Source organism: Streptococcus sp. ST14, assembly GCF_046098195.1.
Taxonomy (GTDB): domain Bacteria; phylum Bacillota; class Bacilli; order Lactobacillales; family Streptococcaceae; genus Streptococcus.
Window position 1 is genome coordinate 1 of record NZ_JBJUSF010000019.1, and the last position, 22,118, is coordinate 22,118.

Genomic DNA, 22,118 nt, shown 5'->3' on the forward strand with positions numbered 1-22,118 from the left:
TTGTCGTTAAAAACATTGTACCGTAAAAGGACTGTTATATGGCCTTTTTACTTTTACACAATTATACGGACTTTATCCAGCTAATAGGTCTTTCCAATTAGGATATTTAAAAATATAAAAATCATGGAATTGTAATATTGCATTATTGCGATAGGCCAATTGTAAAACTAGTAAAAAACCACTATTCAACTCGTCATCAACGTACATACAATAATAATTTTCTCCGTTCGATAAAACGACGTTTACCGTTAACAAAAGGCCTGAAGGAATTACATTAATATACTTTATATTATCTAAACTAAATAACTCTTCTGGATTAGCAATGTACTTTATCTCTGGAGTATCATAGTTCTCCCCACTAATTTCTAAAAATGGGAAAGAATGTGCTAAATCGGGTAAACCGAAGGTATTTGAATTATCCTCTTTTAAATAAAAACTACTTAATCTGTTACGCACCATGAAATTTGAAGGATAATTTTGCTCTACAATTTTAATATAATCATCAATTCCATTGGTTTCCAGAGTGCTACACTCAATCACACTCTGATCATACTCAAACTCTCCATTAACCCATGATATAGTTTGTATTAATTTACTAAATCTCCTATTGGGATTGAAGTCAAGTCGACGCTCTATGCCACAACTACATTTATTGTAAGAATTGCATCTAGAACAACGACCTTCTGACATTACAGTTTGTAACTGAGAAAGAGTTGTTATAGATTCTAGACCAAATTTAGTAACATCAATATTAAACGCATCTCTACCAATTAATAGTAGACAATTAATCAATGATTGTATTTTTTCCGTTGTATAATTGATAATCCGAAAATAACCAAGATGCTTGTTCTTATATGAAAGATTCTTAAAATAATTGAAATATACTTTATTATATTCTCTCATGTATATTGCTTCATTTTTAAATGCTTCCACTCCAGATTTCTCAAGAAGTCTCAACATTTCTATATATGTAGCAAGCTGCTCTTGCATTCTTTTATAATATTTACTAACACCTTGTAAAATTTCATCTCTAGTAGAATCTGTAAGAGATATTTTTTCAAACATTATCAATAGTAGACCCAAAGAAGATGTATGGAAAATTCGATGGTGAACAGTCTCATGTTGAATTATCGGTAATAATTCATGTAAACTCTTATCATGTAGTCCACCATTAATAAAAAATGATTCACCGTTATTGTAATAACCTGACTCAGTTGTATCAAACATATAATTAATCCTTTAAAATAGTTAGAATGATCGGAACTAGACTGGCTTTGTGATTATATTATTGAACGAATTTATTACTCTAAGAAATGTAAAAGTCTACCGACAAGTCTTCATCAGATTCATGTGGTTTCCAAGCTACATTAAAGCCATATCTCTCGCTCAAATCTGGATGCCAGTCGTTATAATATGGGACACGGCTGTATTTGCCAAGTGTCACTTCATCCTCCTCTGATGATTCCTGACAGGTTATCCCAAACTGGATACCATCAAGTTCCCAGGAATTTCCCCAAACATAATCATCAGAAATGACATCAACCCATCGAGAAGCGTCAATCTCAAAGTCGGTACATAACTTTAACGATTGGAAAGTACTGTAATTCATCTTGAAAGGTTTGATATGTATAGCGCAGTCAACGTGATACTTTTCATAATTGGTATTCAATAGGACAACCTTCATTGGAATGGGAACGCCATTCAGTTCCAACCACCAGTATCCAAGTTTATTGTGCAAAATATCGAAATAGTCATCTGCTACTAATGATTTAGAAAAATCATCTATTTGCAAACATCGACCTGACCTTAATAATTCAGCTGCAATCTCTTTTGCTTTCTCTTTATCAAAATCAGAATAACGCTTAATCACATGCTTTAACTTGTCAATTGGATATGAGAGGTCTTTTTGCGAAGCCTGAAATATCTTCACAACATGAGCAACCTTTTCGACATTGTTGATTCCAACAGGTACAACCACAAAATGGTCTTCCCTGATTGATTCATCCTCACAAATATAGATGTACTCCTCACCAAACTCTGAGAAAGTGACTGATGCAACTCTATAAACTATATCTGATGAATTTGAATCAGTCTCTTGATCAGTTAGCTCCTTCTCTTTACGATCTAAATCTATCCACTTATAGAAAGTATAACAATTTGGATTCTCATCCTCACCGAATACCATCAAGCTATGACAATTTGGACATTGCCAGGCATAGTATGAAGCATCAGAAATATCATAATAATCAATCTTATTATTTTCATCTGCGGTATCCGTTATCTTTTCCCATAACTCATTCGAGAATACCGAAAAAGCATTCGGGTCTGGGGCAGCATGGTCATTCATTGAATATCCGCATTGACAAGTCCACTTACCCATAATATAACTCCTACAGCTAGTAACCAATCTTACCGTTTATCGTTTTAGCTTATTATACCACAAAACAACACAAAAAACCGCAACCTTTCGATTGCAGTCTCCTACAAGTCAACTTCTGTTCCTTCTAGAAAGGTTACAGGAATCTGCCCACTTCCTGAGATTGTGATGTTGTCGAGAAATTGGCACATGATATTCCTGTAAAAATGACTACTAAACTTAACCAAAATCCTATCCAGTTTACCATCTCTACAATCCTATATTAGTCGGTTAAAGGCATCACCACACTCAGCGGTTCGGACTTACCGTATCATTTCGTCGGTTTCCCTCCTCATTCTACGAGTCCTATCCCATGGGCGGAGCATCTTCTTCTACTTTGCTGATGCCTCAGCTCGTATAAGCAGTGATACCGCCTCAACATGATGCGTTTGAGGAAAAAGATCCACCGGCTGGACTTTCCTCAACTCATATCCCAATTCTTGATAGAGTTTGATATCACGCGCCATGGTTGCGACATTACATGAAATATAAGCGATGCGGTCTGCTCCTGTTTGGGCGCTTGCTTTGATAAAGCTCTCGGTCAAGCCCTTGCGTGGTGGGTCCACTAGGATAACACTTGGTTGAATACCTTCCTTGAGCCAATTCTTCATGGCATTTTCAGCTGTGTCACAGACATAGTGAGCATTTGTAATATTGTTTAATGCAGCATTCTTCTGGCTATTCTCTACTGCTTCTGGAATCACTTCAACACCGTAGACTTCTTTGACATGCTTGGCAACGGATAATCCAATCGTTCCAATCCCAGAATAAGCGTCAATCACCACATCATCTGCTCTTAACTCCGCAAAGTCAATAGCTGTTTGATAAAGTTTTTCTGCCATTTCTGTATTGACCTGATAAAAGGCTGGTCCAGCGATTTGGTAGTCATTTCCCAACATCTGGTCCGTGATATTGTCTTGACCATAAAGAGTCTTCCACTCCTTGCCAAAAATCGCATTGGTATTCTGGTCGTTGATATTTTGCATGACAGACACAATCTCTGGGAACTGCTTGATAAGGTGTTCAATCAATTGCTCCACTCGGAAAACTTTCGGACGAGTTGTTACTAAAATGACCATGATTTGTCCGGAATAATGACCACGTCGCACTACAAGATTTCGAATCAAGCCAGACTGCTCCTTTTCGTCATAAGGTTTTAAATCAAAACGACGAAGCAAATCGCGTAGAACTACCACAACTTGGTCAATGACAGGATCCTGGATAAAGAAATCTTCAAGAGGCATGAGGTCATGCGAATTTTTACGGAAAAAACCAGTTTCCAAGACACCATTCACTCGACGAACGGGCACCTGTGCCTTATTTCGATACTTGACTGGATGTTCCATGCCAAGCGTTTCAGCAACCTCTACATCCGTGATTCCAGCAATCTTATATAGACTATCTTTTACTTGTTTGGTTTTAAACTTGAGCTGCTCTGGATAGGCAAGATGCCCCAAATCAGCGATACCTGAGCGTAGATAAGCTAGGTCAAGATCTTGGTTACGATGCGGAGAATGTGTAAGGTATTCTTCAACTTTCCCGTAGCCAATCTTTTTATTGACCTTAAGGACTCGCATGAGGATTTTCTCAGTTGGAAGAGCATTTTCTACAAAGAAAACCAAACCATCTACCTTAGCAACCCCAGCACCTTCATGGGTCAAATCAACAATTTCAACTTCTACAATATCATTTTTCTTTAGCATATTTTTCACTTTCTATCGGCCGTCAAAAAAAGACGGCAACATTTCTGTTACCATCTATTATATCATGAAATGACCTAAGCACCAAAACTCTTGAAGAAGTTGACAATGGCTTGCCAAAGGGAGCTAAAGAAGTTACCCCCCTCTTCTAGCGCTTTATTGGCATCAAAGTTGAGGTTGATATTTTTGAAGCTATCTCCAGCTTGGGAAACAATGCTTTCCTTGAGGTCATTTAGGGTTTTAGTGAAATCAGCATTGTTCAAAATGTCACTCTTTGAGAGGTTGAGTGCAAAATTGATAATGATATTGACCTGGTTTCCTGTTATAACCTGATCGAGTTTGTAGTTTTTTAGCGTGTCTTCAACGATTTTGCGGACATCTTCTTCTGTCAGGTTACCTTTGGCTTCTTTTGCTTTTGCGATTCCTGCCTTGATATCTGCCAAAGCGACATTGAGTTTATTGGCATCGTACCCTGACTTGTCCTTGTTTTCAGCATTGATATCTGATAAGGCTTTTAGCTCCTCTTGGGCCAAGTCTTTATTAGCTTGCGGTACTTTGGCACCATTGGCCTCTAACGAGTAGTAAATCCCTGCTAGGGCGCTCTCTCCTGTAACTGGAATAGGAGCTGCAACTGTGATTTTGGCATGCTCCACTCCCAGCGTCACTGCTGCGTTACGGTACATATCTTGCGTCACCTTGGTGATATTTTCAGGCGTTTCAATCTTGACTTCTAGAGGCGACTTATCCCCCAGCTTTTGAATCTTAGCTGACGAATAGAGCTGTAGGCTAGCATCATTAGCAACATTCATAATTTTCGAGTAGACATCCGGTGTCATAGTTTTGATATCTTTGGTGTCTTTTGATGCGTCATAGCCAAGTTTGCTAAGAGTTTGGTTTTTCTGGTCTTCAGATAGAGAAGAACCTAGAACATATTCAGGTTGAACATAGGTTTCATCGATTACTTTTTGAACATCAGTTGCTGCGTGGACACTCGTCATAGCTGTTACGGCCCACAATACTGCAGCACTTGTTAGAAAGAATTTCTTTCTCATGGGGTATTCCCTCCTTTACCTTTCTAGGGTAATAAAACAATCTTAAAGAAAACTTATAGTGAAAAACACCTGGTCAAACCAGATGTTTAGAAGAAATTAAAGAATTTCATGATATAGAGATTAAAGCGAACCTGTCTTGAGTAGTAATAATTTCCACCATTTTCATAGAGTTCGGCTCCGTGAAAGATAGAAATGGGGTTGATGTAGGTGTAGGTCTTCCCTGTAGTATTACCAAGGATTGGAGCGACCGTTTCTCGGGAGTAACGCTTGGCTAAGGCCAAAGTATTTTCCTTACCATTCTGAGCAATAAAGTCGATATAGGCAGGTCCAAAATTATAGGCTTGAACGGCGGTCCAGACATCTACTCCTTTGCTCTGTGCTAAATAGAGATTATCTGTTAGTGTCTGTACCCCTTGGCGAATACTAGAGGCACCATCATCAATAGTATTGGTAGCGCCACTAGCAGACTCACTAGACTGCATGACATCCCGCTCTTTACCCTTTGTTTCGGTATAAATCATGGCGAGCACCAACTCTTCATTGGCTGGAGTATCTCTTTCACTGAGGATTTCCCGAACCATAGGTTGGTAGGTCATGACTTGTTTAACATCCTGATGGATATGATAAGCTTTGTATCCTGCGAAAAGGAAGACTGCTAGCACAAGCACTCTTCTTATAAATTTAAACATTATTTACTTTGAATATCCTCGATATTTTTGATTAAGATAGAATAGGTTCCATTGTCATTTTGGATAAACTCAACAGATTCCGCGTCTTGGTATACATTGTTGGGAACGATGAGCTCGATTCCATTTGACAAGGAGAGTTTTTGGTTTTCAAATTTCTTGAGCTGACGACTGGCATCGATTTCATCGAACTGGACTGGTTCTGGTACGGCTTCCTTGACTTGGTCGATAAAGCTCAAACGAGCCGTCAGATTGTTATCAAAAAGGTCATTAGCCAATTTCTCAGGTGACAATTCATTGCTTTCTTCTAGGTTGTTGAAAATCGCTGATTTCACTTTAGATTGAAATTGAAAATCATCTGTGTTAAAAGTCTCAGCAATTCTCTGGGCCGTTTTTTCCAGTTCCTTGATGGATTTCTTGGGAGAAATCTTAGGGGAAACGGCAAGAAGATTGTCTGAAAAATAGTTCAAGAAAGTCCCATTGTACTTGATGCGTTTTTCAATGAGATGGTACTTGCGACTCTGAAGATTGACCACCAAGGCCTCATCAGCACCCGTTCCAAATCCAGGCAGGTTATTCTGAGTCAGCTTGATTGGATTATCAACTTCTCCACCGAGGTGGGTCAGGGTCTCACGCAGGGCAATTCGTAAGAAAGCGAAATGTTCTACACCTTCTTTAGAAAATTGCACAAAAATCAAGTCATTGGTCTTGAGATTTTCGGAAATGCTGAACTCCTCTTTCCAGAGATTAGCCAGTGTTACTGATGTCTCCAACAAATCGTCTGTGATGTGATTGAAGAAGGGATTTTCTTCTTCGAAAATCCCAGTCTTGGCTTCATCTGAATACACACGTTCAATTTTTTTACGCAAGTATTCTTCGATTTTTGGAGTGATATTGAGAAACTTATCCGCTAGAAACAGCTCGGTATCATCCGGGCTAAACTGATGGATAATGGCTTTCTTAATATAAATGTCCATAAAAGTTTTAGTCCTCGTATAATGGGAAGGCATCTGTCAATTCTTTAACTGCACTTCTCACTTCTTCTAAGACAGCTTCATTTTCTGCATTTTTAAGGGTTTTAATGATTAGTTCAGCCACTTTGCGACTCTCTTCTTCACCAAATCCACGTGCAGTGATGGCTGCAGATCCGATACGAATCCCACTTGTCTTGAATGGTGACAAGCTTTCGTATGGGATTGAATTTTTATTTAGGGTAATATTGACTTCATCCAGCAAGTTTTGAGCAACTTTTCCGTTTTCTATAACCTTAGTCACATCCACTAGGAAGAGGTGGTTTTCAGTTCCTCCAGAAATGATACGAAAATCAGGGTCTTGCAAGAAGACATCTGCCATAGCCTTGCTGTTCTTGATAACATTAGCAGCATATTCCTTGAAAGCTGGATCCAAAACTTCTTTGAAGGAAACAGCCTTGGCAGCTACAACATGCTCCAAAGGACCACCCTGAATACCAGGGAAAATAGCTGAATTGATTTTCTTGGCAAGTTCTTCGTCATTAGTCAAAATCAAACCACCACGAGGTCCACGAAGGGTTTTGTGGGTTGTTGTTGTCGTGATGTGAGCGTATGGCACTGGGCTTGGGTGGAAACCAGCAGCAACCAAACCAGCGATATGAGCCATATCCACCATGAGCTTAGCTCCAACAGCATCTGCGATTTCACGGAATTTTGAGAAGTCGATAATTTGAGAATAGGCTGAAGCACCAGCTACGATTAGTTTTGGTTTTACTTCTTGGGCTTGTTTCAAGATAGCATCAAAGTCCAAGAGTTCTGTTTCAGGATCCACACTATAAGAAACAAAGTTGTAGGTTTGACCAGAGAAGCTAACAGGAGCCCCGTGGGTCAAGTGACCACCTGCAGCCAAATCCATTCCCATAACCGTATCGCCAGGCTCAATCAAGGCCATGTAAGCCGCACAGTTGGCTTGGCTTCCTGAGTGTGGTTGGACATTGGCAAATTTAGCACCGAAAATTTCTTTAGCGCGTTCAATAGCTAGAGTCTCTACTACGTCTACTACATCTGTTCCACCATAATAACGGCGTCCTGGGTAGCCTTCGGCGTATTTATTCGTCAAGATAGACCCTTGAGCTGCCATAACTGCCTTGGAAACCACGTTTTCCGAAGCAATCAATTCAATGTTGTTTTGTTGGCGTTCTTCTTCTTTGGCAATAGCATTCCAGAGATCAGTATCGTATGCTTTAAAATCGTCTTTGTCAAAAATCATAGGTCTTCTCCTTTATAGTGTAACTGGTCCTTTAGTTTGTTTTACAACAAGAAAATAAACTAAAAGATGCGAATAAATCGTTTTTGCACTTTATCACAAGTATAACCAACTTTTTCATAAAATGCATGAGCACCCAGACGATGATCAGCAGAGTTTAAGCGGATAAACCCATAGCCGCGTCTTTTTGCTTCTTGCTCCAACCCTTGCAGTAAGCTTTTACCAATACCTTGACCTTGCGCTTGAGGTGAAACTGCTAAAGCTAAAATATTAAATCCTGCTTTAGAATAAAGTGATTCATAGACCTCAGCGTGGACATATCCAAGCAAGGCATGACTAGCTGCATCCTCATAAGCAAGTAAGAAATGATGGGAATTCTGAGATAGTCTAGCTAGTTGACTAGCCGTTTCCTCTGGACTAAAAGAATAGCCCAAAGCCTCTTGGTTAATGTCACATATAGCTTTCAAATCAGTTTCTCTTAAGTCTCTTAGCATTTCATTCCTCCTCAAAAGAAATCTCTGGCAACTGAGCAAGAATATCTTCTCGCTTAATCGCCCCTTGGCGTAAGATTCTCACCTTGTCTCCAGACAAATCCACGATAGTTGAATCCTGTCCAGTTAAAAAAGCATCGTCTTCCAGACCCAGAACCTCTTGATCAAAATTCTTCAGAATTTGTTCAAAGGTCACTCCACTTGCCTGACCTGAAATATTGGCAGACGGCCCAATCAAGGGACCTGTCTCTCGAATCAAATCAAGGGTAATGGGATGACTAGGCATCCGAAATCCAACAGTTGCAAGACCAGAATTGACCCAATAGGGAACTCGGTCATTGGCTTCGAGAATGATGGTTAAGGGACCTGGTAAAAAGTTCTCTACAAGTTTTTGTAGATAAGGTGGCTGATTCTTAGAAAAGTGCAAGATGTCCTCTAGAGAGGCGATATTGAGATTTAGTGCCTTGTCTCTTGGACGACGTTTGAGCTGGTAAACATGGTCAACTGCTTCTTCGTCTAAAGCCTTGGCAAAGAGACCGTAAACCGTCTCTGTAGGCAAAACAACAGCTCCGCCCTTTTCCAACTCTTGTCTAATCCTGTCCATCATCAACCACAACCATCCTATCTTGACCAAATTGGTCCTTAAGTGTTCGTACTCGTTTTTCAGGAAGATGCTTACTAAAAAGTTCAGGAACACTTTGACCTTGCTTGTATCCAATTTCAAGGTAAATCTTACCACCATCTTTGAGATAGTCTTTTGCATCTTCCGCAATTCTACGGTAAATAGCTAGGCCATCCTCGTCTGCAAAGAGAGCTAGATGAGGCTCCGAATGCAAAACATTCAAACCGACCTCTGACTCATCTTCACGAGAGATATAGGGTGGATTGGAAACAATTATATCATATTTTTCAGAAATTTCTGTAAAACAGTCAGATTTTTTTAAAAATATTTGAAGATTTTGATTTTTAGCATTTTCGGATGCAAGGTCAAGAGCCTCTTGGGAAATGTCTGCTGCTGTCACTGACCAAGCTGGTCTGTTTTTTGCTAATCCAAGAGCTATGGCGCCACTTCCAGTCCCAATATCTAGGACCTTAAGATTTTCCTCAGGATTTTCTGTGAGGATGAGTTCCACCAACTCTTCTGTTTCTGGACGAGGAATCAAAACCCGCTCATCCACTTTTAACTGCATTCCAAAGAATTCTGCGTGGCCAATGATATACTGAGCTGGTTTGTGGGCCGTTAACTGCTGGTAAATTTCCTCTACAAATTGTTTTTCTTCCTCTGTTACTTCTTGCTGGAGGGCAAAGACGAAATCTGTAAAAGAGAGTTTTTTTAGGCTACGATAGACAAAAGAGAGGCTTTCTGCTTCCTCTCCTTGTCTTATCAATTCTTCTTCAAAATCTGAAAATAATTGAGCTAGTTTCATTATTTGTTTAATTCTTCTAATTTCTGTGTTTGATCGTAAAGGACCAAAGCATCCACAACTTCATCCAATTTACCAGACAAGATGGTATCTAGTTTTTGGAGGGTCAATCCAATACGGTGGTCTGTGACACGGTTTTGTGGGAAATTGTAAGTACGGATACGTTCTGAACGGTCACCAGTACCGATTGTCGACTTACGCTCAGCGTCTTGTTCATCCTGGGCAATCTGAGCAAAATGGTCAGCAACACGCGCACGGATGATTTTCATGGCCTTCTCACGGTTTTTCTGCTGGGTACGTTCTTCCTGCATCTCAACCTTGATATTGGTTGGCAAGTGGACAATACGAACGGCAGTTGCAACCTTGTTGACGTTCTGACCACCAGCACCAGATGCGTGGTAGATGTCAACACGAAGATCTTTTGGATCAATATCGTACTCTACTTCTTCGACTTCTGGCATGACAAGGACAGTCGCTGTAGAGGTGTGAACACGACCCTGACTTTCTGTCACAGGGACACGTTGAACACGGTGGGCACCAGACTCATACTTAAGTTTAGAGTAAACGGATTGACCAGAAACCATAGCAACCACTTCTTTGAATCCACCGACACCGTTCATAGAGGCTTCCATGACTTCAAAGCGCCAACCTTGGGCTTCCGCATACTTTTGGTACATAGTTAGAAGATCTCCAGCGAAAAGTGCTGCTTCGTCACCGCCAGCCGCTCCACGAATTTCAAGGATGATGTTCTTGTCATCGTTTGGATCCTTTGGAAGGAGCAAGATTTTCAGTTTTTCTTCGTACTCTTCTTTTTCAGCCTTAGCATCTTTGAGTTCTTGCTTGGCCATTTCTTCCAAGTCTGCATCTCCGCCTGATTCCTTAATCATTTCTTCAGCATCGACGATGTTTTGAAGGACTTGTTTGTACTCACGGTAGGCTGTTACTGTGTCACGAGTGGAAGCTTCTTCTTTGGACAATTCCATGAAACGTTTGGTATCAGATACCACATCAGGGTCACTGAGCAATTCTCCTAATTCTTCATATCGGTCTTCTACAGCTTGTAGTTGATCATAGATGTTCATTTTTCCTCATTCTCCTTATTGATTTCAGGGGCAAAATAATGTTTACGGCAGACTGAGATATAGGTTTCATTGCCACCGATTTGAATTTGTTCACCATCATAGACTGGCACACCATCGTGCGTACGCAACACCATAGTCGCCTTTTTCTTACAGTACTGACAAATGGTCTTGATTTCGTCAATCTTGTCTGCTAAGAGCAAGAGGTATTTGGAACCTTCGAACAATTCATTGCGAAAGTCATTCTTCAAACCAAAAGCCATGACAGGTATGTCTAGCTCGTCCACAACACGAGCTAGGTCGTAAACATGGTGACGCTTGAGAAACTGGGCCTCATCGACCAACACACAGTAAGGTTTTTCAGGTAAGTCTCGGATATAGCCAAAGATATCTGTCGTTTCCTCAATCGCAATGGCTGGGCGTTTCATGCCGATTCGACTCGACACATAGCCAACACCGTCACGCGTATCCAGAGCCGAAGTCATAATCACAACTCCCTTTCCTTGCTCCTCGTAGTTATAGGCCACCTTGAGAATCTCAATCGTCTTACCAGAGTTCATGGTCCCATAACGATAATACAACTGTGCCATGCTTCTATTTCACGTCCATTTCTAAATTTTTGCTACATTCTAGTATATCATAATTTTCTGAAGCTTTAAACGGCAAAATGTGGTAAAATAGAAGAAATCAAAAACTAGTGGAGGAAGCTATTATGCCATTTGTACGCATCGATTTATTTGAAGGTCGCACGCTCGAGCAAAAGAAAGCTCTTGCTAAGGAAGTAACGGAAGCTGTTGTCCGTAACACTGGAGCCCCTCAATCAGCCGTTCATGTCATCATCAACGACATGCCAGAAGGGACTTACTTCCCACAAGGAGAAATGCGCACCAAATAAACCAGCTTAAGCAGTATTGCTTAGGCTTTTTCAATCTCCAAGTAGCATCCATTGAAGAAATAGTCTAATTTTGTTACAATTTGAAGAGATGCTTGGATACCTATCCTAAGAAAAGAAATACAAAAGGAAATAGTATGATTACACGTGAATTTGATACCATTGCTGCTATCTCTACTCCTCTTGGAGAAGGGGCCATTGGTATTGTCCGCTTGAGCGGAACAGATAGTTTTGCCATTGCGCAAAAGATTTTTAAAGGAAAAGACTTGAGCAAGGTTGCAAGCCATACCCTCAACTACGGTCACATTATTGACCCGCAGACAGGGAAGGTCATGGACGAAGTTATGGTTGGAGTTATGAAGTCTCCAAAGACCTTCACTCGTGAGGATATTATCGAGATTAACACTCACGGTGGGATTGCGGTGACCAATGAGATTCTCCAACTAGCTATTCGTGAAGGAGCTCGGTTGGCCGAACCTGGTGAATTTACCAAGCGTGCCTTTCTAAACGGTCGTGTGGACTTAACACAGGCTGAGGCGGTGATGGACATCATCCGTGCCAAGACTGACAAAGCTATGAATATCGCAGTCAAACAATTGGACGGTTCTCTTTCTGATCTTATCAATAATACTCGTCAAGAAATCCTCAATACACTTGCCCAAGTTGAGGTCAATATCGACTATCCTGAGTATGACGATGTTGAGGAAGCCACTACTGCAGTCGTCCGTGAGAAAACTATGGAGTTTGAGCAATTGCTAACCAATCTCCTTAAAACAGCTCGTCGCGGTAAAATCCTTCGTGAGGGAATTTCAACTGCCATCATCGGACGCCCCAACGTTGGTAAATCGAGCCTCCTCAACAATCTCCTTCGTGAAGACAAGGCCATCGTAACGGACATCGCTGGTACTACCCGTGATGTCATCGAAGAATACGTCAACATCAATGGGGTTCCTCTCAAATTGATTGATACAGCCGGTATCCGGGATACAGATGATATCGTGGAACAAATCGGTGTCGAACGTTCTAGAAAAGCCCTCAAGGAAGCTGACTTGGTACTACTAGTACTAAATGCCAGTGAACCACTGACCGCCCAAGATCGCCAACTCTTAGAAATCAGCCAAGATACCAACCGCATTATTCTACTTAATAAAACGGATCTTCCTGAAGCGATTGAAACTTCAGAACTCCCTGAAGATATCATCCGTATTTCAGTTCTTAAAAATCAAAACATTGATAAGATTGAGGATAGAATCAACAACCTCTTCTTTGAAAATGCTGGTTTGGTTGAGCAAGATGCTACTTACTTGTCAAATGCCCGTCATATTTCCTTGATTGAAAAAGCAGTTGAAAGCCTACAAGCTGTTAACCAAGGTCTTGAGCTGGGTATGCCAGTTGATTTGTTGCAAGTTGACTTGACCCGTACTTGGGAAATCCTAGGAGAAATCACTGGAGATGCCGCACCTGATGAACTCATCACCCAACTCTTTAGCCAATTCTGTTTAGGAAAATAAGAAGAATCCATGATCGTTCTTGCAGTCATGGATTTTATTGTCTTCATTAGTAATCTGGTCTAAGGACACCTGTTACGGTTGCCTTAGTTGCTTCGTAGTCACCATCTACGACAACTTTGATAATGCGTTTAGCATCTTCTTCTGGTGCTGGAACTAGAGGTAATCGAGTTGGTCCAGCTTCAAATCCCATATAGTTCAAAACAGCCTTAACCGGAGCAGGACTTGGATAAGAGAAGAGGGCGTTGACCTTAGGAATGAATTTACGTTGAATAGCTGCTGCTTTCTTCATATCGCTTTCTGCAATGGCAGTGAGCATCTCGTGCATCTCATCTCCATTTGTATGGGAGGCAACAGAAATAACCCCATCCGCACCAAGGTTCATGGCATGGAAGGCATCTCCATCTTCACCTGTATAAATCAAGAATTCTTCTGGCTTGTGCTCAATCAAGTAAGCCATATTGGCCAAGCTGGTACATTCTTTAACACCGATGATATTTGGATGGTCAGCCAAACGAAGCAAGGTTTCTGGAGTTAATTCAACAACTACACGCCCTGGAATGTTATAAATGATAATAGGTAAATCTGATGCATCTGCAATAGCTTTAAAGTGCTGATACATGCCTTCTTGAGAAGGTTTGTTGTAGTATGGTACGATCGCAAGTCCAGCAGCGAAGCCACCAAAGTCTGCTACTTCTTTGACAAACTCGATCGAGTCACGCGTATCATTGGTACCTACACCCGCAATCAAAGGAACACGTCCATTAACAATCTTTTGTACAGCCGCAAAGAGTTCCAACTCCTCATCGTGGGTCAAGGTCGGACTCTCAGCAGTCGTTCCAGCTAGAAGAATGCCGTCTGTGTGATGGGCCAATAAATGCTCAATCAAGGCTGGAATGGCATCAAAGTTGATGGAGCCATCCTCATGGAAAGGGGTAATAAAGGCCGTGATGATTTTACACTCTTTTAAATCTTGATAAGACATGAGAAACACCTCTCTATTTCAAAGAAGGAGTTCATCTGAACTCCTAAACGATATGACTATTTTAATTCAAATTTCAACTCAGCTGTTGGACGAACCAATCCACGTTCATGAAGCGTTTCTGCAATCTGAACTGAGTTCCAGGCAGCACCTTTGAGAAGGTTATCTGAAACAACCCACATGTGGATTCCTTTTTCTGCATCCAAGTCTTTACGGATACGACCAACAAAGGTATCACGTGAACCAACTGCATTGATGGCTTGTGGATAGATTTGATGAGCTACATCATCTTCAAGAACTGCACCTGGGAAGGCTGCGATAGCTGCTTTCACTTCTTCGATTGGGGCCACTTCTTTTGTTTCGATATAAACTGACTCAGAGTGAGCTGATAAGACTGGAATACGAACACATGTTGCAGACACTGCGATGCTGTCATCTTCCATGATTTTCTTCGTTTCCTTGGTCATCTTCATCTCTTCGTAAGTGTAATCATTGTCTGTGAAGACATCGATTTGCGGAAGAGCGTTAAAGGCGATAGGATAGTGTTTCTTGTCACCACCTGAAGGCAAGATTTCCGCATGCAAATCACGTGGATTCACACCATCATTCAAGACTTCACGAAGTTCACGTTGTGTTTCAAGAATCGCTCCCATACCTGCACCAGAGACTGCTTGGTAAGTTGAAACGATGATACGATCCAAGCCCCATTTTTGACGAACTGGCTCAAGAGCCACCATCATTTGGATTGTTGAACAGTTAGGGCAGGCAATAATCCCGTTGTGGGCATCAAGTGCATGAGCATTGACCTCTGGAACAACCAAAGGAACATCTGGATTTTGACGGAAATAAGATGTGTTATCTACTACTACAGCTCCAGCTTGAACTGCGTATGGTGCATACTTAGCTGATGTCGAACCACCTGCTGAGAAGAGTGCAATATCAACACCCTCAAAAGCGGTCTCAGTCGTTTCTTCAATCGTAATATCTTGGTCTTTAAATTTCAAAGTCTTGCCTGCTGAACGTGCAGAAGCAAGGTAACGAATTTTATCGATTGGAAGTGTTGATTCTTCCAACATTTTTATCATCTGAGCTCCGACAGCACCTGTCGCGCCGACTACAGCAACTGTATATCCCATAAATAACCTCTTTCGGAATTTTCTAAAAATTTCTATAATAGATGTATTATACTACTTTTTCCAGAAATTGAAAAGCATTTTTGGGTTATATTTTCTGAAAATTAAAAATCCCTAGTCATTGACCAGGGACTAAGAGGCATCTTCATGTGATGAGCAGGTTCACACAACTCATCAAGGTCCGCTCCTGCGTTATGACCTCCTTATGCTCAATAGCAGTCCGAAGACTGCCTATCGACTCATCGCATCTACTATTCTACTAGATAGAGTCACTTTTGTCAACAGCCAAAACGCTTTGCTTCATTTATACAGGTGCATAAGAAATATCTTTGAAAAATTTGGGGCAGACATAACAAAAACCCTTGTAAATAAGGGTTTTTCTATCTATTTAATGCTAATTGCCGGGATTGAACCGGCGACCTCATCCTTACCATGGATGCGCTCTGCCAACTGAGCTAAATCAGCTTACCTAAAAAGTATACTATAGTTCTATGTTCTTGTCAAGCGCTCTCTTTTAATTTTATGGAATGAAAAAAGCTAGATTTAGCAAGAATCTAGCTTATAAACTTCTTATTTTGTTAGATCGATTCGCTGTCCCAGTTTACCAATCAAAATCGCTCCCACAATAAGTGATGCAAACTCACCAATTCCAGTAGAGAACCATGTGAAGAAGAAGGGAGCTTCTGTCAAAATATGGAGTTCAGCTGCAATGGTAATCATTGAAATGGAGAAGAGGATTGAAAAGAAGAAATGATCTTTTCGAATCAATCCGTTAAAGAGGTAATCTTTGCTGTATTTTGCAAAGAGCAATACCCCTAGACTAAGGAAAACTAGGGTAGAACCTCCACCAACAAAGACATCTATTAGGCCAAAACTACTAAATAAATTAGCAATCATACATCCAATTGTCACACCGATGATGTATTTAGGGTTGTAAAATGCCAAGAAATTCAGCATTTCTGAAATCCGGAACTGATACACCCCAAAACTAAGAACATTGATTGGTGGTGTAATAGTCAAAACCACATAAATAGCAGCAACAATAGCGATGTCTGCCATGTCACGAACAGTTAATTTTTTCATGTTTTCTCCTTTAGCGGTTTCCCGCGTAAAATATGCTTGGTGAAAGAAGCTAAGCACCAAGGGTTGAGGTTATCAACCTTACTAGTATAGCACATTAGCTAGCATTATGCTATACTAAAATCATGAAAAAACGAATAAAAGCTTTCTTTGATAACGAGATTCTCTCCTACCTATTTTTTGGTGGCGCTACGACTTTGGTTTCTATTGTATCTCGTTTACTTATTTACCATATCAGCCACCAGGAAATCCTCGCAACTGCCCTCGCAAATATTATCGGGATTCTCTTCGCCTTTCTCACAAATGATACAATCGTCTTTAAACAAGAGAGAAGGAATTGGCCACCCCGCCTGGCTAAGTTTTTCTTAGCTCGTCTTTCTACTCTTGGTCTTGACGTTCTTTTAACTTATATCTTTGTTACAACTTTCCCTGATATTATTGGCCAGTTTGTCGAATTTAATATAGATAGGGTTAATACGATTGAAACTATTCTAGCACAAATCTTGATCATCATTTTAAACTATATTTTCAGCAAAATCTATATTTTTAAAGGAAACAACTGACCACTTTGAGCGTTCAAGTTGCTTTTTGTCACAATTTAGGATATAATAAATTAGAAAATTAGGAAAGGAATTTATGAAAATGTTAAAGGATCTTAAAGAATTCTTGCTTCGTGGTAATGTCGTTGACCTCGCTGTCGGTGTGATCATTGCCTCTGCATTTGGTGCTATCGTTACTTCATTTGTTAACGATATCATCACTCCACTTCTATTGAACCCAGCTTTGGAAGCTGCGAAAGTACAAAACATCGCTGAGCTTGCATGGAATGGTGTTACATATGGTAAATTCTTGAGTGCTATTATCAACTTTCTCGTTGTAGGTACTGTGCTTTTCTTCGTTATTAAAGCTATGGAAAAAGCGCAAAACCTTCGTAAGAAAGAGGAAGTAGTTGAGGAAGCACCTGCTGCTCCAACTGAACTTGAAGTTCTTCAAGAAATCAAAGCTCTTCTTGAGAAAAAATAAAACAGATAAAGGATTTAGCTTAAAGCTAAATCCTTTTTTCTTTACTCTTTTGGTAACTTCCCAGCTTTTTCGAGCATTTTCTTAATCAAGTAAGGCATCTTCACATTTTCACGGCCTTTTTTCTCAATGAGCTTTTTGACAAATTCTGGCATCTGAAGGTCGTCTGTCTCCTCCATAATGTCCTTGGTAGTTGCTGAAGGCGCTAACTCATCGAAGGTTTCTTCTTCTGGGAGAAAAGCTTTAAATTCCTTGTTTTCGTTGGCTCGTACAGTAGCAACTAAAGCGTCAATTAAACGGCTATCCGTATTGGGCATAGGTGGACGATGGTAGGTGACACCTAATTCTTGACACAACTCATAACATTCTACATCGTTGTCAAACAAGACTTCGATGTGCTCACTGATAAAGCTAATCGGGACAAAAATATAATGATCTGGATGTTGCTGTTGATCTCGTAAATATTCTAAGACATCTGGCTTGATCCAAGGGATTCCAATATCGCTTTCGCTCTGCCAAGTATTGGTATACTGGTCGGCTGTTAGGCCGAGTTGTTCAGCGATTAGCTTGCTATTATCAAAAATCTGGTCAATATAAGGATCTCCATAGTCTAAGGCAAAAATGGGAACACTGTGAGCTGAAAAGATTACCTTGAAAGGCTCTTCTCCCACATGGTTTCGTAAAATTTTTTCAATCTCATCTGTCCAGAAGTCCAGCAAAGGCTGTTGTTGATACCAGTCCTTAATGACTAAAAATCGGATCTGCTGACTTTCCAAAAACTTTTCATACCCCATCACCGAGTAAAAGGAATAATGAGGTTCCAAAATCAAGCAGATACATTCTTCAACACCATCAGCTTCCATCTGCTTGATCACGTCTGGAATAAAGGGACGAGAAAATTTGTTGGCAAAGTAGATACCATACTCCTCCCCTAATCGTTCCTTGACTAAATTGACCTCATCACGTGTAATCCGCTGCAAAGGTGTCCCACCGATAAGGACGTAGTTGTCATAGAGAGTCTGGATCTCGTGGTCTTGGGGTCTAACTCCACGACGAATGTTTGTAAAGAATTCTGCTACTCCTTCAAAACTAATCTCCTCTGGAGATCCAAAGGTCATCATCAATATTGCTTTTTTCATGTTATCATCCTTATGATATTATTTTCACTATCTATTCTATCATGAAAGAAAAAAATAGTAAACGCTTCCGACGTCTACTATTTCTTTTGTTCTTTTGTCTTTCTATCTCGTCTTATGATTAGGATGATAACGACAAGGAGTAAAATAACAATAATCAAGAGAAGAAAGGCAAGGATATAAATCCAATGCGTTGCTAGCCCTTGGTCAAAATAGCGTGTTCCTACTGCTTCCCCACTTTTATCCTGGGATGCTTTTAGTGGTGCATCCGTTATTTTAGCTAAGAGGATATGCCGTCCGTTGGTAATGTTAAGGAAACAGGTGCTTAACAAAACAATCTTGTCCGTTGAGGTCAAGGAAACATCTCGCTTGTACTTGGATTTACTTAGCAGATATTGATAGTAAGCCTGGTGTTCCTCATCGTTGGAACTCAAAGTCCGGTAAATCTCCGTGTCATAGGCATCCACTTCTAAAATCCCAAATATCTCCAGACCACGTTCACGACCATTGTAGTAGATAGAACCATAACGGTGATTTTCGAAAAACTCTTGGTTCGCAAACTTTTGTATCTCACCAAACATGGCACCAGAGGCCATAGAGTGACCGTAGATGATGGTGTTAAAGTCGGTAAAGTTGGGGTTAAAACGATAGTCTAGGAATATAGAACCTGACACAGTATAATCGCCAAAGGCATTGCGGTCAAGGTATTTGACATTGTCCTGACTCTGCAAGAGGGGATAGTCTACCTTGGTTCCATCAAGGCTAATCCAACCACAAACATCCTTGTTGAGATGCTGCAAGGTTTCAAAGCCCGTACTGCTGGCATCCTTTTCAATGGGATTATAATGATCATAGTCACTTGCAAGGACTCTATCAGCTGTAAAAAGACAGAAAAAAGCTAGAAAGAGGGATAGAATGACCTTTATAACTTTGCGACTCGTACTTGTTTTCATATTTCCTTCTTTCTCCTTTCTAGCCTTGAAAATAAAAGAGCAAGAGAGGCTGTCCCTTTCTCTTTTATTGGTAGTTTAGTCAGTAATGGTATCTGCCCCTTTTTCCTTTGCTTCTCTTCTACGACGCAAGATCAAGTAGAGGATGATGAGCAAGAAGATCAATAGCAAGAGCAAGATAAATAAGATGATATACCATATCCACAAAGGAATCGATGAGAGAAATCGTCCGAGCGACGAATTATCAAAGACGCTGTAAGGAAATGGTTTTGATTTTTTCGTATGGAAGGTGTTCTTTGGAACTGTATCCGTAATCTTGGCAACTACGATATGTCTCCCATTTGTTACGTCTAGGAAACAGGTACTGAGAAGAATGATATGGTCATTTGGCCCCAGTGTAATGTCTCGTTTGTGAATGGCAACCGAGAGTAAGTGATCGATATATTCTTGGCGCCGATCATCCCCATTAATACCTGGATCGTAGATGTTAAAGTCATAGGCGTCCACCTCGAGCATCTCAAAGATCTCAAGACCTTTTTCTACGCCATTATAGTAAATACTACCGTAGCGATGCTGGTCAAAAAATTCCTTATCAGAAAACTTTGCTACATCTCCAAACATAACCCCATTTTCTACATGGTGTCCGTAGATGATGGTATTAAAGTCTTCGAACTTGGATTCATTTCGAGCCTCAAGGAAAATAGCTCCTGTAGCTGCAAATTCTCCTTTTGAGTCCTTGTTCAGGTACTTTTCATTGTTTTTGGCTTGAACTAAGGGATAGTCGATATTGGTGCCATAGACATTGATCCAACCGAGAACCTCTGGATTGACTTGCTGTAGCTTGTGAAAGCCAGAAAAACTAGCAAGCTCATCCTTCTCACTGGTACTAACAGGTCTATAAGCCTCATACTCACTTGATGAAGCCTGAGAATAAACCTGATTGGCATCCCAAAGGGCGTAGAAACCAAAGAGAAAGACTAAGGCTGCCAAGAGGAGCAAGATATGATTCATCAATGCATCTACAGCAAGGACCAGACGCCTAGACAAACTCCTTTTTGGTTTCTCACGCTTGATTTTCATCGGTCAAACCACTTGCTTAAGCTTGTCTGCGTTTTTTAGACAAAACAACAAATCCAGCCAAACCAAGACCAATCATCAAGATGAAAGGAAGGTTATCAATCAAGAGACCAGTAGGGGTAACGTCTGGTAAGCTATTTGTGATAGTGTTATCGTTTGGTTTTTCACCAATAAGGATACTATCTTGAGTGAAATTTGTAGAAACTGTACCAGCTTGATTTTTTGATGCTCCGTTCTCCTTATATGCAGCTGAAGCTGTGTAACCTTGAGATCCAGTTTCAACCAATTTATAACGAGTACCTGCTGGGATTGTATCAAACACTAAGGATTGATCATGGTGTAGTTTAATTATTGTTTCTTTTCCATATTCAAAAGTTTTGGAATCATTACCAATCTTTCCTACAATTGAAGTTTTATCTTCTGTAGATGCTTTTGTGAAAGTAAGCTTGAAAGTGAAGTCTTTCGTTTTATCTGCAGTAGCTCCAGACACAACTTTTTTAATTACTAATGATTTAGCATTAGGATCGTATTTTCCAAGGTGAGGATCATTAGGATGGGGATCATTAGGATCTGTTATTTTACCAGCATTCTTACGATAGATATTTGTGAACAAATCATACTTAAAGGTGGCTCCTTTTTCAGATGGCTTCACTTTAGCAGTGGCACCTGTTGTAACTTGTTTAAAGTATACTGATGAAATGTACACACCACTGCCACTAGTCACTCTATTTTTTACAATAACGTGCATTTCATAGCTACGGTTATCATACGTCATTGAGTCAATTGCAACATCACCTTTTTGCATTGCCGTCCAACCATCATTTTGTTTTTCAGCTACAGTGTAAACATATTCTCCAGCGTGAGTGTAGGTTACATTTGCAAAAATATTTCCAGTGTTTTTCTTAATACTTGTTTCACCAGATACCAAAGCATCTGTTCCTGAATAGGATACTGTTTTATCTGCTATTTGACCGTTTGAGGCAGTGACTGTTTCGTATGGTACTCCGTTATTCGAGTTACCACTTTTAGGTGTAAAAGTAAAGGTGAAGCGAGCTAGTGGAGTAGTGATTCCTTCCGCAATATTCAACACCTTGTTAATGGATACTTGTACATTTGATTCTCCAATGGACATTGCGGTTGCGTCAGAGTTTTCATCCGCAAATGTTGGCACTCCTCTAAAGACCGACAAGGCGGTTACAGCTGCAATACTTGCAGTAACTAATTTTTTCAAAAATGTTTTTTTCATAAATTGTC

Annotated in this window: 23 protein-coding genes, 1 tRNA gene and 1 riboswitch; of the genes, 4 read left to right on the plus strand and 20 right to left on the minus strand. The window is 40.3% G+C overall.

Features of this window, described 5'->3' with window-relative positions; genetic code table 11:
* Nucleotides 1-72 precede the first annotated feature (72 nt).
* The 12 genes from ACIY19_RS07015 to ACIY19_RS07070 all read right to left on the minus strand — a co-directional run bounded on the left by ACIY19_RS07015 (nt 73) and on the right by ACIY19_RS07070 (nt 11,676).
* Nucleotides 73-1,227, minus strand: coding sequence for a hypothetical protein (locus tag ACIY19_RS07015; RefSeq protein WP_409003049.1), 1,155 nt, complete (start codon nt 1,225-1,227; stop codon nt 73-75).
* 79 nt (nt 1,228-1,306) lie between these two features.
* Nucleotides 1,307-2,380: a hypothetical protein gene (locus tag ACIY19_RS07020; protein WP_409003050.1), complete on the minus strand. Its 1,074-nt coding sequence runs from the start codon at nt 2,378-2,380 to the stop codon at nt 1,307-1,309.
* 368 nt (nt 2,381-2,748) lie between these two features.
* Nucleotides 2,749-4,119, minus strand: a complete 1,371-nt coding sequence (rlmD, locus tag ACIY19_RS07025; RefSeq protein ID WP_409003051.1) for a 23S rRNA (uracil(1939)-C(5))-methyltransferase RlmD — start codon at nt 4,117-4,119, stop codon at nt 2,749-2,751.
* 74 nt (nt 4,120-4,193) lie between these two features.
* Complete coding sequence (locus ACIY19_RS07030) at nt 4,194-5,168, minus strand: DUF1002 domain-containing protein (RefSeq protein WP_409003052.1); 975 nt, start codon at nt 5,166-5,168, stop codon at nt 4,194-4,196.
* 86 nt (nt 5,169-5,254) lie between these two features.
* Nucleotides 5,255-5,857, minus strand: a complete 603-nt coding sequence (locus tag ACIY19_RS07035) for a lysozyme family protein (protein ID WP_180833192.1) — start codon at nt 5,855-5,857, stop codon at nt 5,255-5,257.
* Complete coding sequence (locus ACIY19_RS07040; RefSeq protein WP_185757721.1) at nt 5,857-6,831, minus strand: nucleoid-associated protein; 975 nt, start codon at nt 6,829-6,831, stop codon at nt 5,857-5,859. The genes ACIY19_RS07035 and ACIY19_RS07040 overlap by 1 nt, the downstream gene beginning before the upstream one ends.
* Before the next feature lie 7 nt (nt 6,832-6,838).
* Complete coding sequence (gene glyA / locus ACIY19_RS07045) at nt 6,839-8,095, minus strand: serine hydroxymethyltransferase (RefSeq protein ID WP_261012227.1); 1,257 nt, start codon at nt 8,093-8,095, stop codon at nt 6,839-6,841.
* Nucleotides 8,096-8,154: 59 nt separating this feature from the next.
* Nucleotides 8,155-8,586: a GNAT family N-acetyltransferase gene (locus tag ACIY19_RS07050; RefSeq protein WP_084888052.1), complete on the minus strand. Its 432-nt coding sequence runs from the start codon at nt 8,584-8,586 to the stop codon at nt 8,155-8,157.
* Between the two features lies 1 nt (nt 8,587).
* On the minus strand, nt 8,588-9,190 hold the full coding sequence (locus tag ACIY19_RS07055) for an L-threonylcarbamoyladenylate synthase (protein WP_192855674.1): 603 nt from the start codon (nt 9,188-9,190) through the stop codon (nt 8,588-8,590).
* On the minus strand, nt 9,174-10,010 hold the full coding sequence (gene prmC, locus ACIY19_RS07060) for a peptide chain release factor N(5)-glutamine methyltransferase (RefSeq protein WP_409003053.1): 837 nt from the start codon (nt 10,008-10,010) through the stop codon (nt 9,174-9,176). Before prmC ends, ACIY19_RS07055 begins: the two co-directional genes overlap by 17 nt.
* The gene (gene prfA / locus ACIY19_RS07065; protein ID WP_001028815.1) at nt 10,010-11,089 is read right to left on the minus strand and encodes a peptide chain release factor 1; all 1,080 of its coding nucleotides are present in this window, start codon (nt 11,087-11,089) and stop codon (nt 10,010-10,012) included. Before prfA ends, prmC begins: the two co-directional genes overlap by 1 nt.
* Nucleotides 11,086-11,676, minus strand: a complete 591-nt coding sequence (locus ACIY19_RS07070) for a thymidine kinase (RefSeq protein WP_000068123.1) — start codon at nt 11,674-11,676, stop codon at nt 11,086-11,088. The genes prfA and ACIY19_RS07070 overlap by 4 nt, the downstream gene beginning before the upstream one ends.
* 122 nt (nt 11,677-11,798) lie before the next feature.
* Here ACIY19_RS07070 and ACIY19_RS07075 point away from each other — a divergent pair, with 122 nt between their 5' ends.
* Both ACIY19_RS07075 and mnmE read left to right on the plus strand, forming a co-directional pair.
* Nucleotides 11,799-11,981 carry a 4-oxalocrotonate tautomerase gene (locus ACIY19_RS07075; RefSeq protein ID WP_001117401.1) on the plus strand — a complete coding sequence of 61 codons (183 nt, stop codon included), beginning with the start codon at nt 11,799-11,801 and terminating at the stop codon, nt 11,979-11,981.
* Between the two features lie 134 nt (nt 11,982-12,115).
* Nucleotides 12,116-13,489 (plus strand): tRNA uridine-5-carboxymethylaminomethyl(34) synthesis GTPase MnmE, encoded by a 1,374-nt coding sequence (gene mnmE / locus ACIY19_RS07080; protein WP_095726046.1) that lies wholly within the window; start codon nt 12,116-12,118, stop codon nt 13,487-13,489.
* Nucleotides 13,490-13,535: 46 nt separating this feature from the next.
* Here the strand turns inward: mnmE and dapA are convergent, their stop codons facing one another.
* From dapA to ACIY19_RS07100, 4 genes are all read right to left on the minus strand, one after another.
* Nucleotides 13,536-14,471: a 4-hydroxy-tetrahydrodipicolinate synthase gene (gene dapA / locus ACIY19_RS07085; RefSeq protein ID WP_084880676.1), complete on the minus strand. Its 936-nt coding sequence runs from the start codon at nt 14,469-14,471 to the stop codon at nt 13,536-13,538.
* Nucleotides 14,472-14,527: 56 nt separating this feature from the next.
* A complete protein-coding gene (locus ACIY19_RS07090) occupies nt 14,528-15,604 on the minus strand; it encodes an aspartate-semialdehyde dehydrogenase (RefSeq protein ID WP_000542494.1) in 1,077 nt (358 codons plus the stop codon).
* A 389-nt stretch (nt 15,605-15,993) separates the two neighbouring features.
* Nucleotides 15,994-16,066 (minus strand) — tRNA-Thr (locus tag ACIY19_RS07095).
* A gap of 105 nt (nt 16,067-16,171) precedes the next feature.
* The gene (locus tag ACIY19_RS07100; RefSeq protein WP_409003054.1) at nt 16,172-16,684 is read right to left on the minus strand and encodes a QueT transporter family protein; all 513 of its coding nucleotides are present in this window, start codon (nt 16,682-16,684) and stop codon (nt 16,172-16,174) included.
* Nucleotides 16,682-16,778: riboswitch (PreQ1 riboswitch) on the minus strand. It overlaps the preceding gene by 3 nt.
* A 28-nt stretch (nt 16,779-16,806) precedes the next feature.
* Between ACIY19_RS07100 and ACIY19_RS07105 the strand changes: the two genes are divergently transcribed.
* On the plus strand, nt 16,807-17,244 hold the full coding sequence (locus tag ACIY19_RS07105) for a GtrA family protein (protein ID WP_070838617.1): 438 nt from the start codon (nt 16,807-16,809) through the stop codon (nt 17,242-17,244).
* A gap of 79 nt (nt 17,245-17,323) precedes the next feature.
* A complete protein-coding gene (gene mscL, locus ACIY19_RS07110) occupies nt 17,324-17,704 on the plus strand; it encodes a large conductance mechanosensitive channel protein MscL (protein ID WP_000910206.1) in 381 nt (126 codons plus the stop codon).
* A gap of 41 nt (nt 17,705-17,745) precedes the next feature.
* On the opposite strand, the gene hemH is transcribed toward mscL, so the two are convergent.
* The 4 genes from hemH to ACIY19_RS07130 form a co-directional block, all read right to left on the minus strand.
* On the minus strand, nt 17,746-18,840 hold the full coding sequence (hemH, locus tag ACIY19_RS07115; RefSeq protein WP_409003055.1) for a ferrochelatase: 1,095 nt from the start codon (nt 18,838-18,840) through the stop codon (nt 17,746-17,748).
* 77 nt (nt 18,841-18,917) lie between these two features.
* Nucleotides 18,918-19,790: a class B sortase gene (srtB, locus tag ACIY19_RS07120; protein WP_409003056.1), complete on the minus strand. Its 873-nt coding sequence runs from the start codon at nt 19,788-19,790 to the stop codon at nt 18,918-18,920.
* Between the two features lie 75 nt (nt 19,791-19,865).
* Entirely contained in the window at nt 19,866-20,867 is a 1,002-nt protein-coding gene (srtB, locus tag ACIY19_RS07125) for a class B sortase (RefSeq protein WP_409003057.1), read from the minus strand.
* Between the two features lie 16 nt (nt 20,868-20,883).
* Complete coding sequence (locus ACIY19_RS07130; RefSeq protein WP_409003058.1) at nt 20,884-22,110, minus strand: phosphate-transport permease PitB; 1,227 nt, start codon at nt 22,108-22,110, stop codon at nt 20,884-20,886.
* Nucleotides 22,111-22,118: the final 8 nt, after the last annotated feature.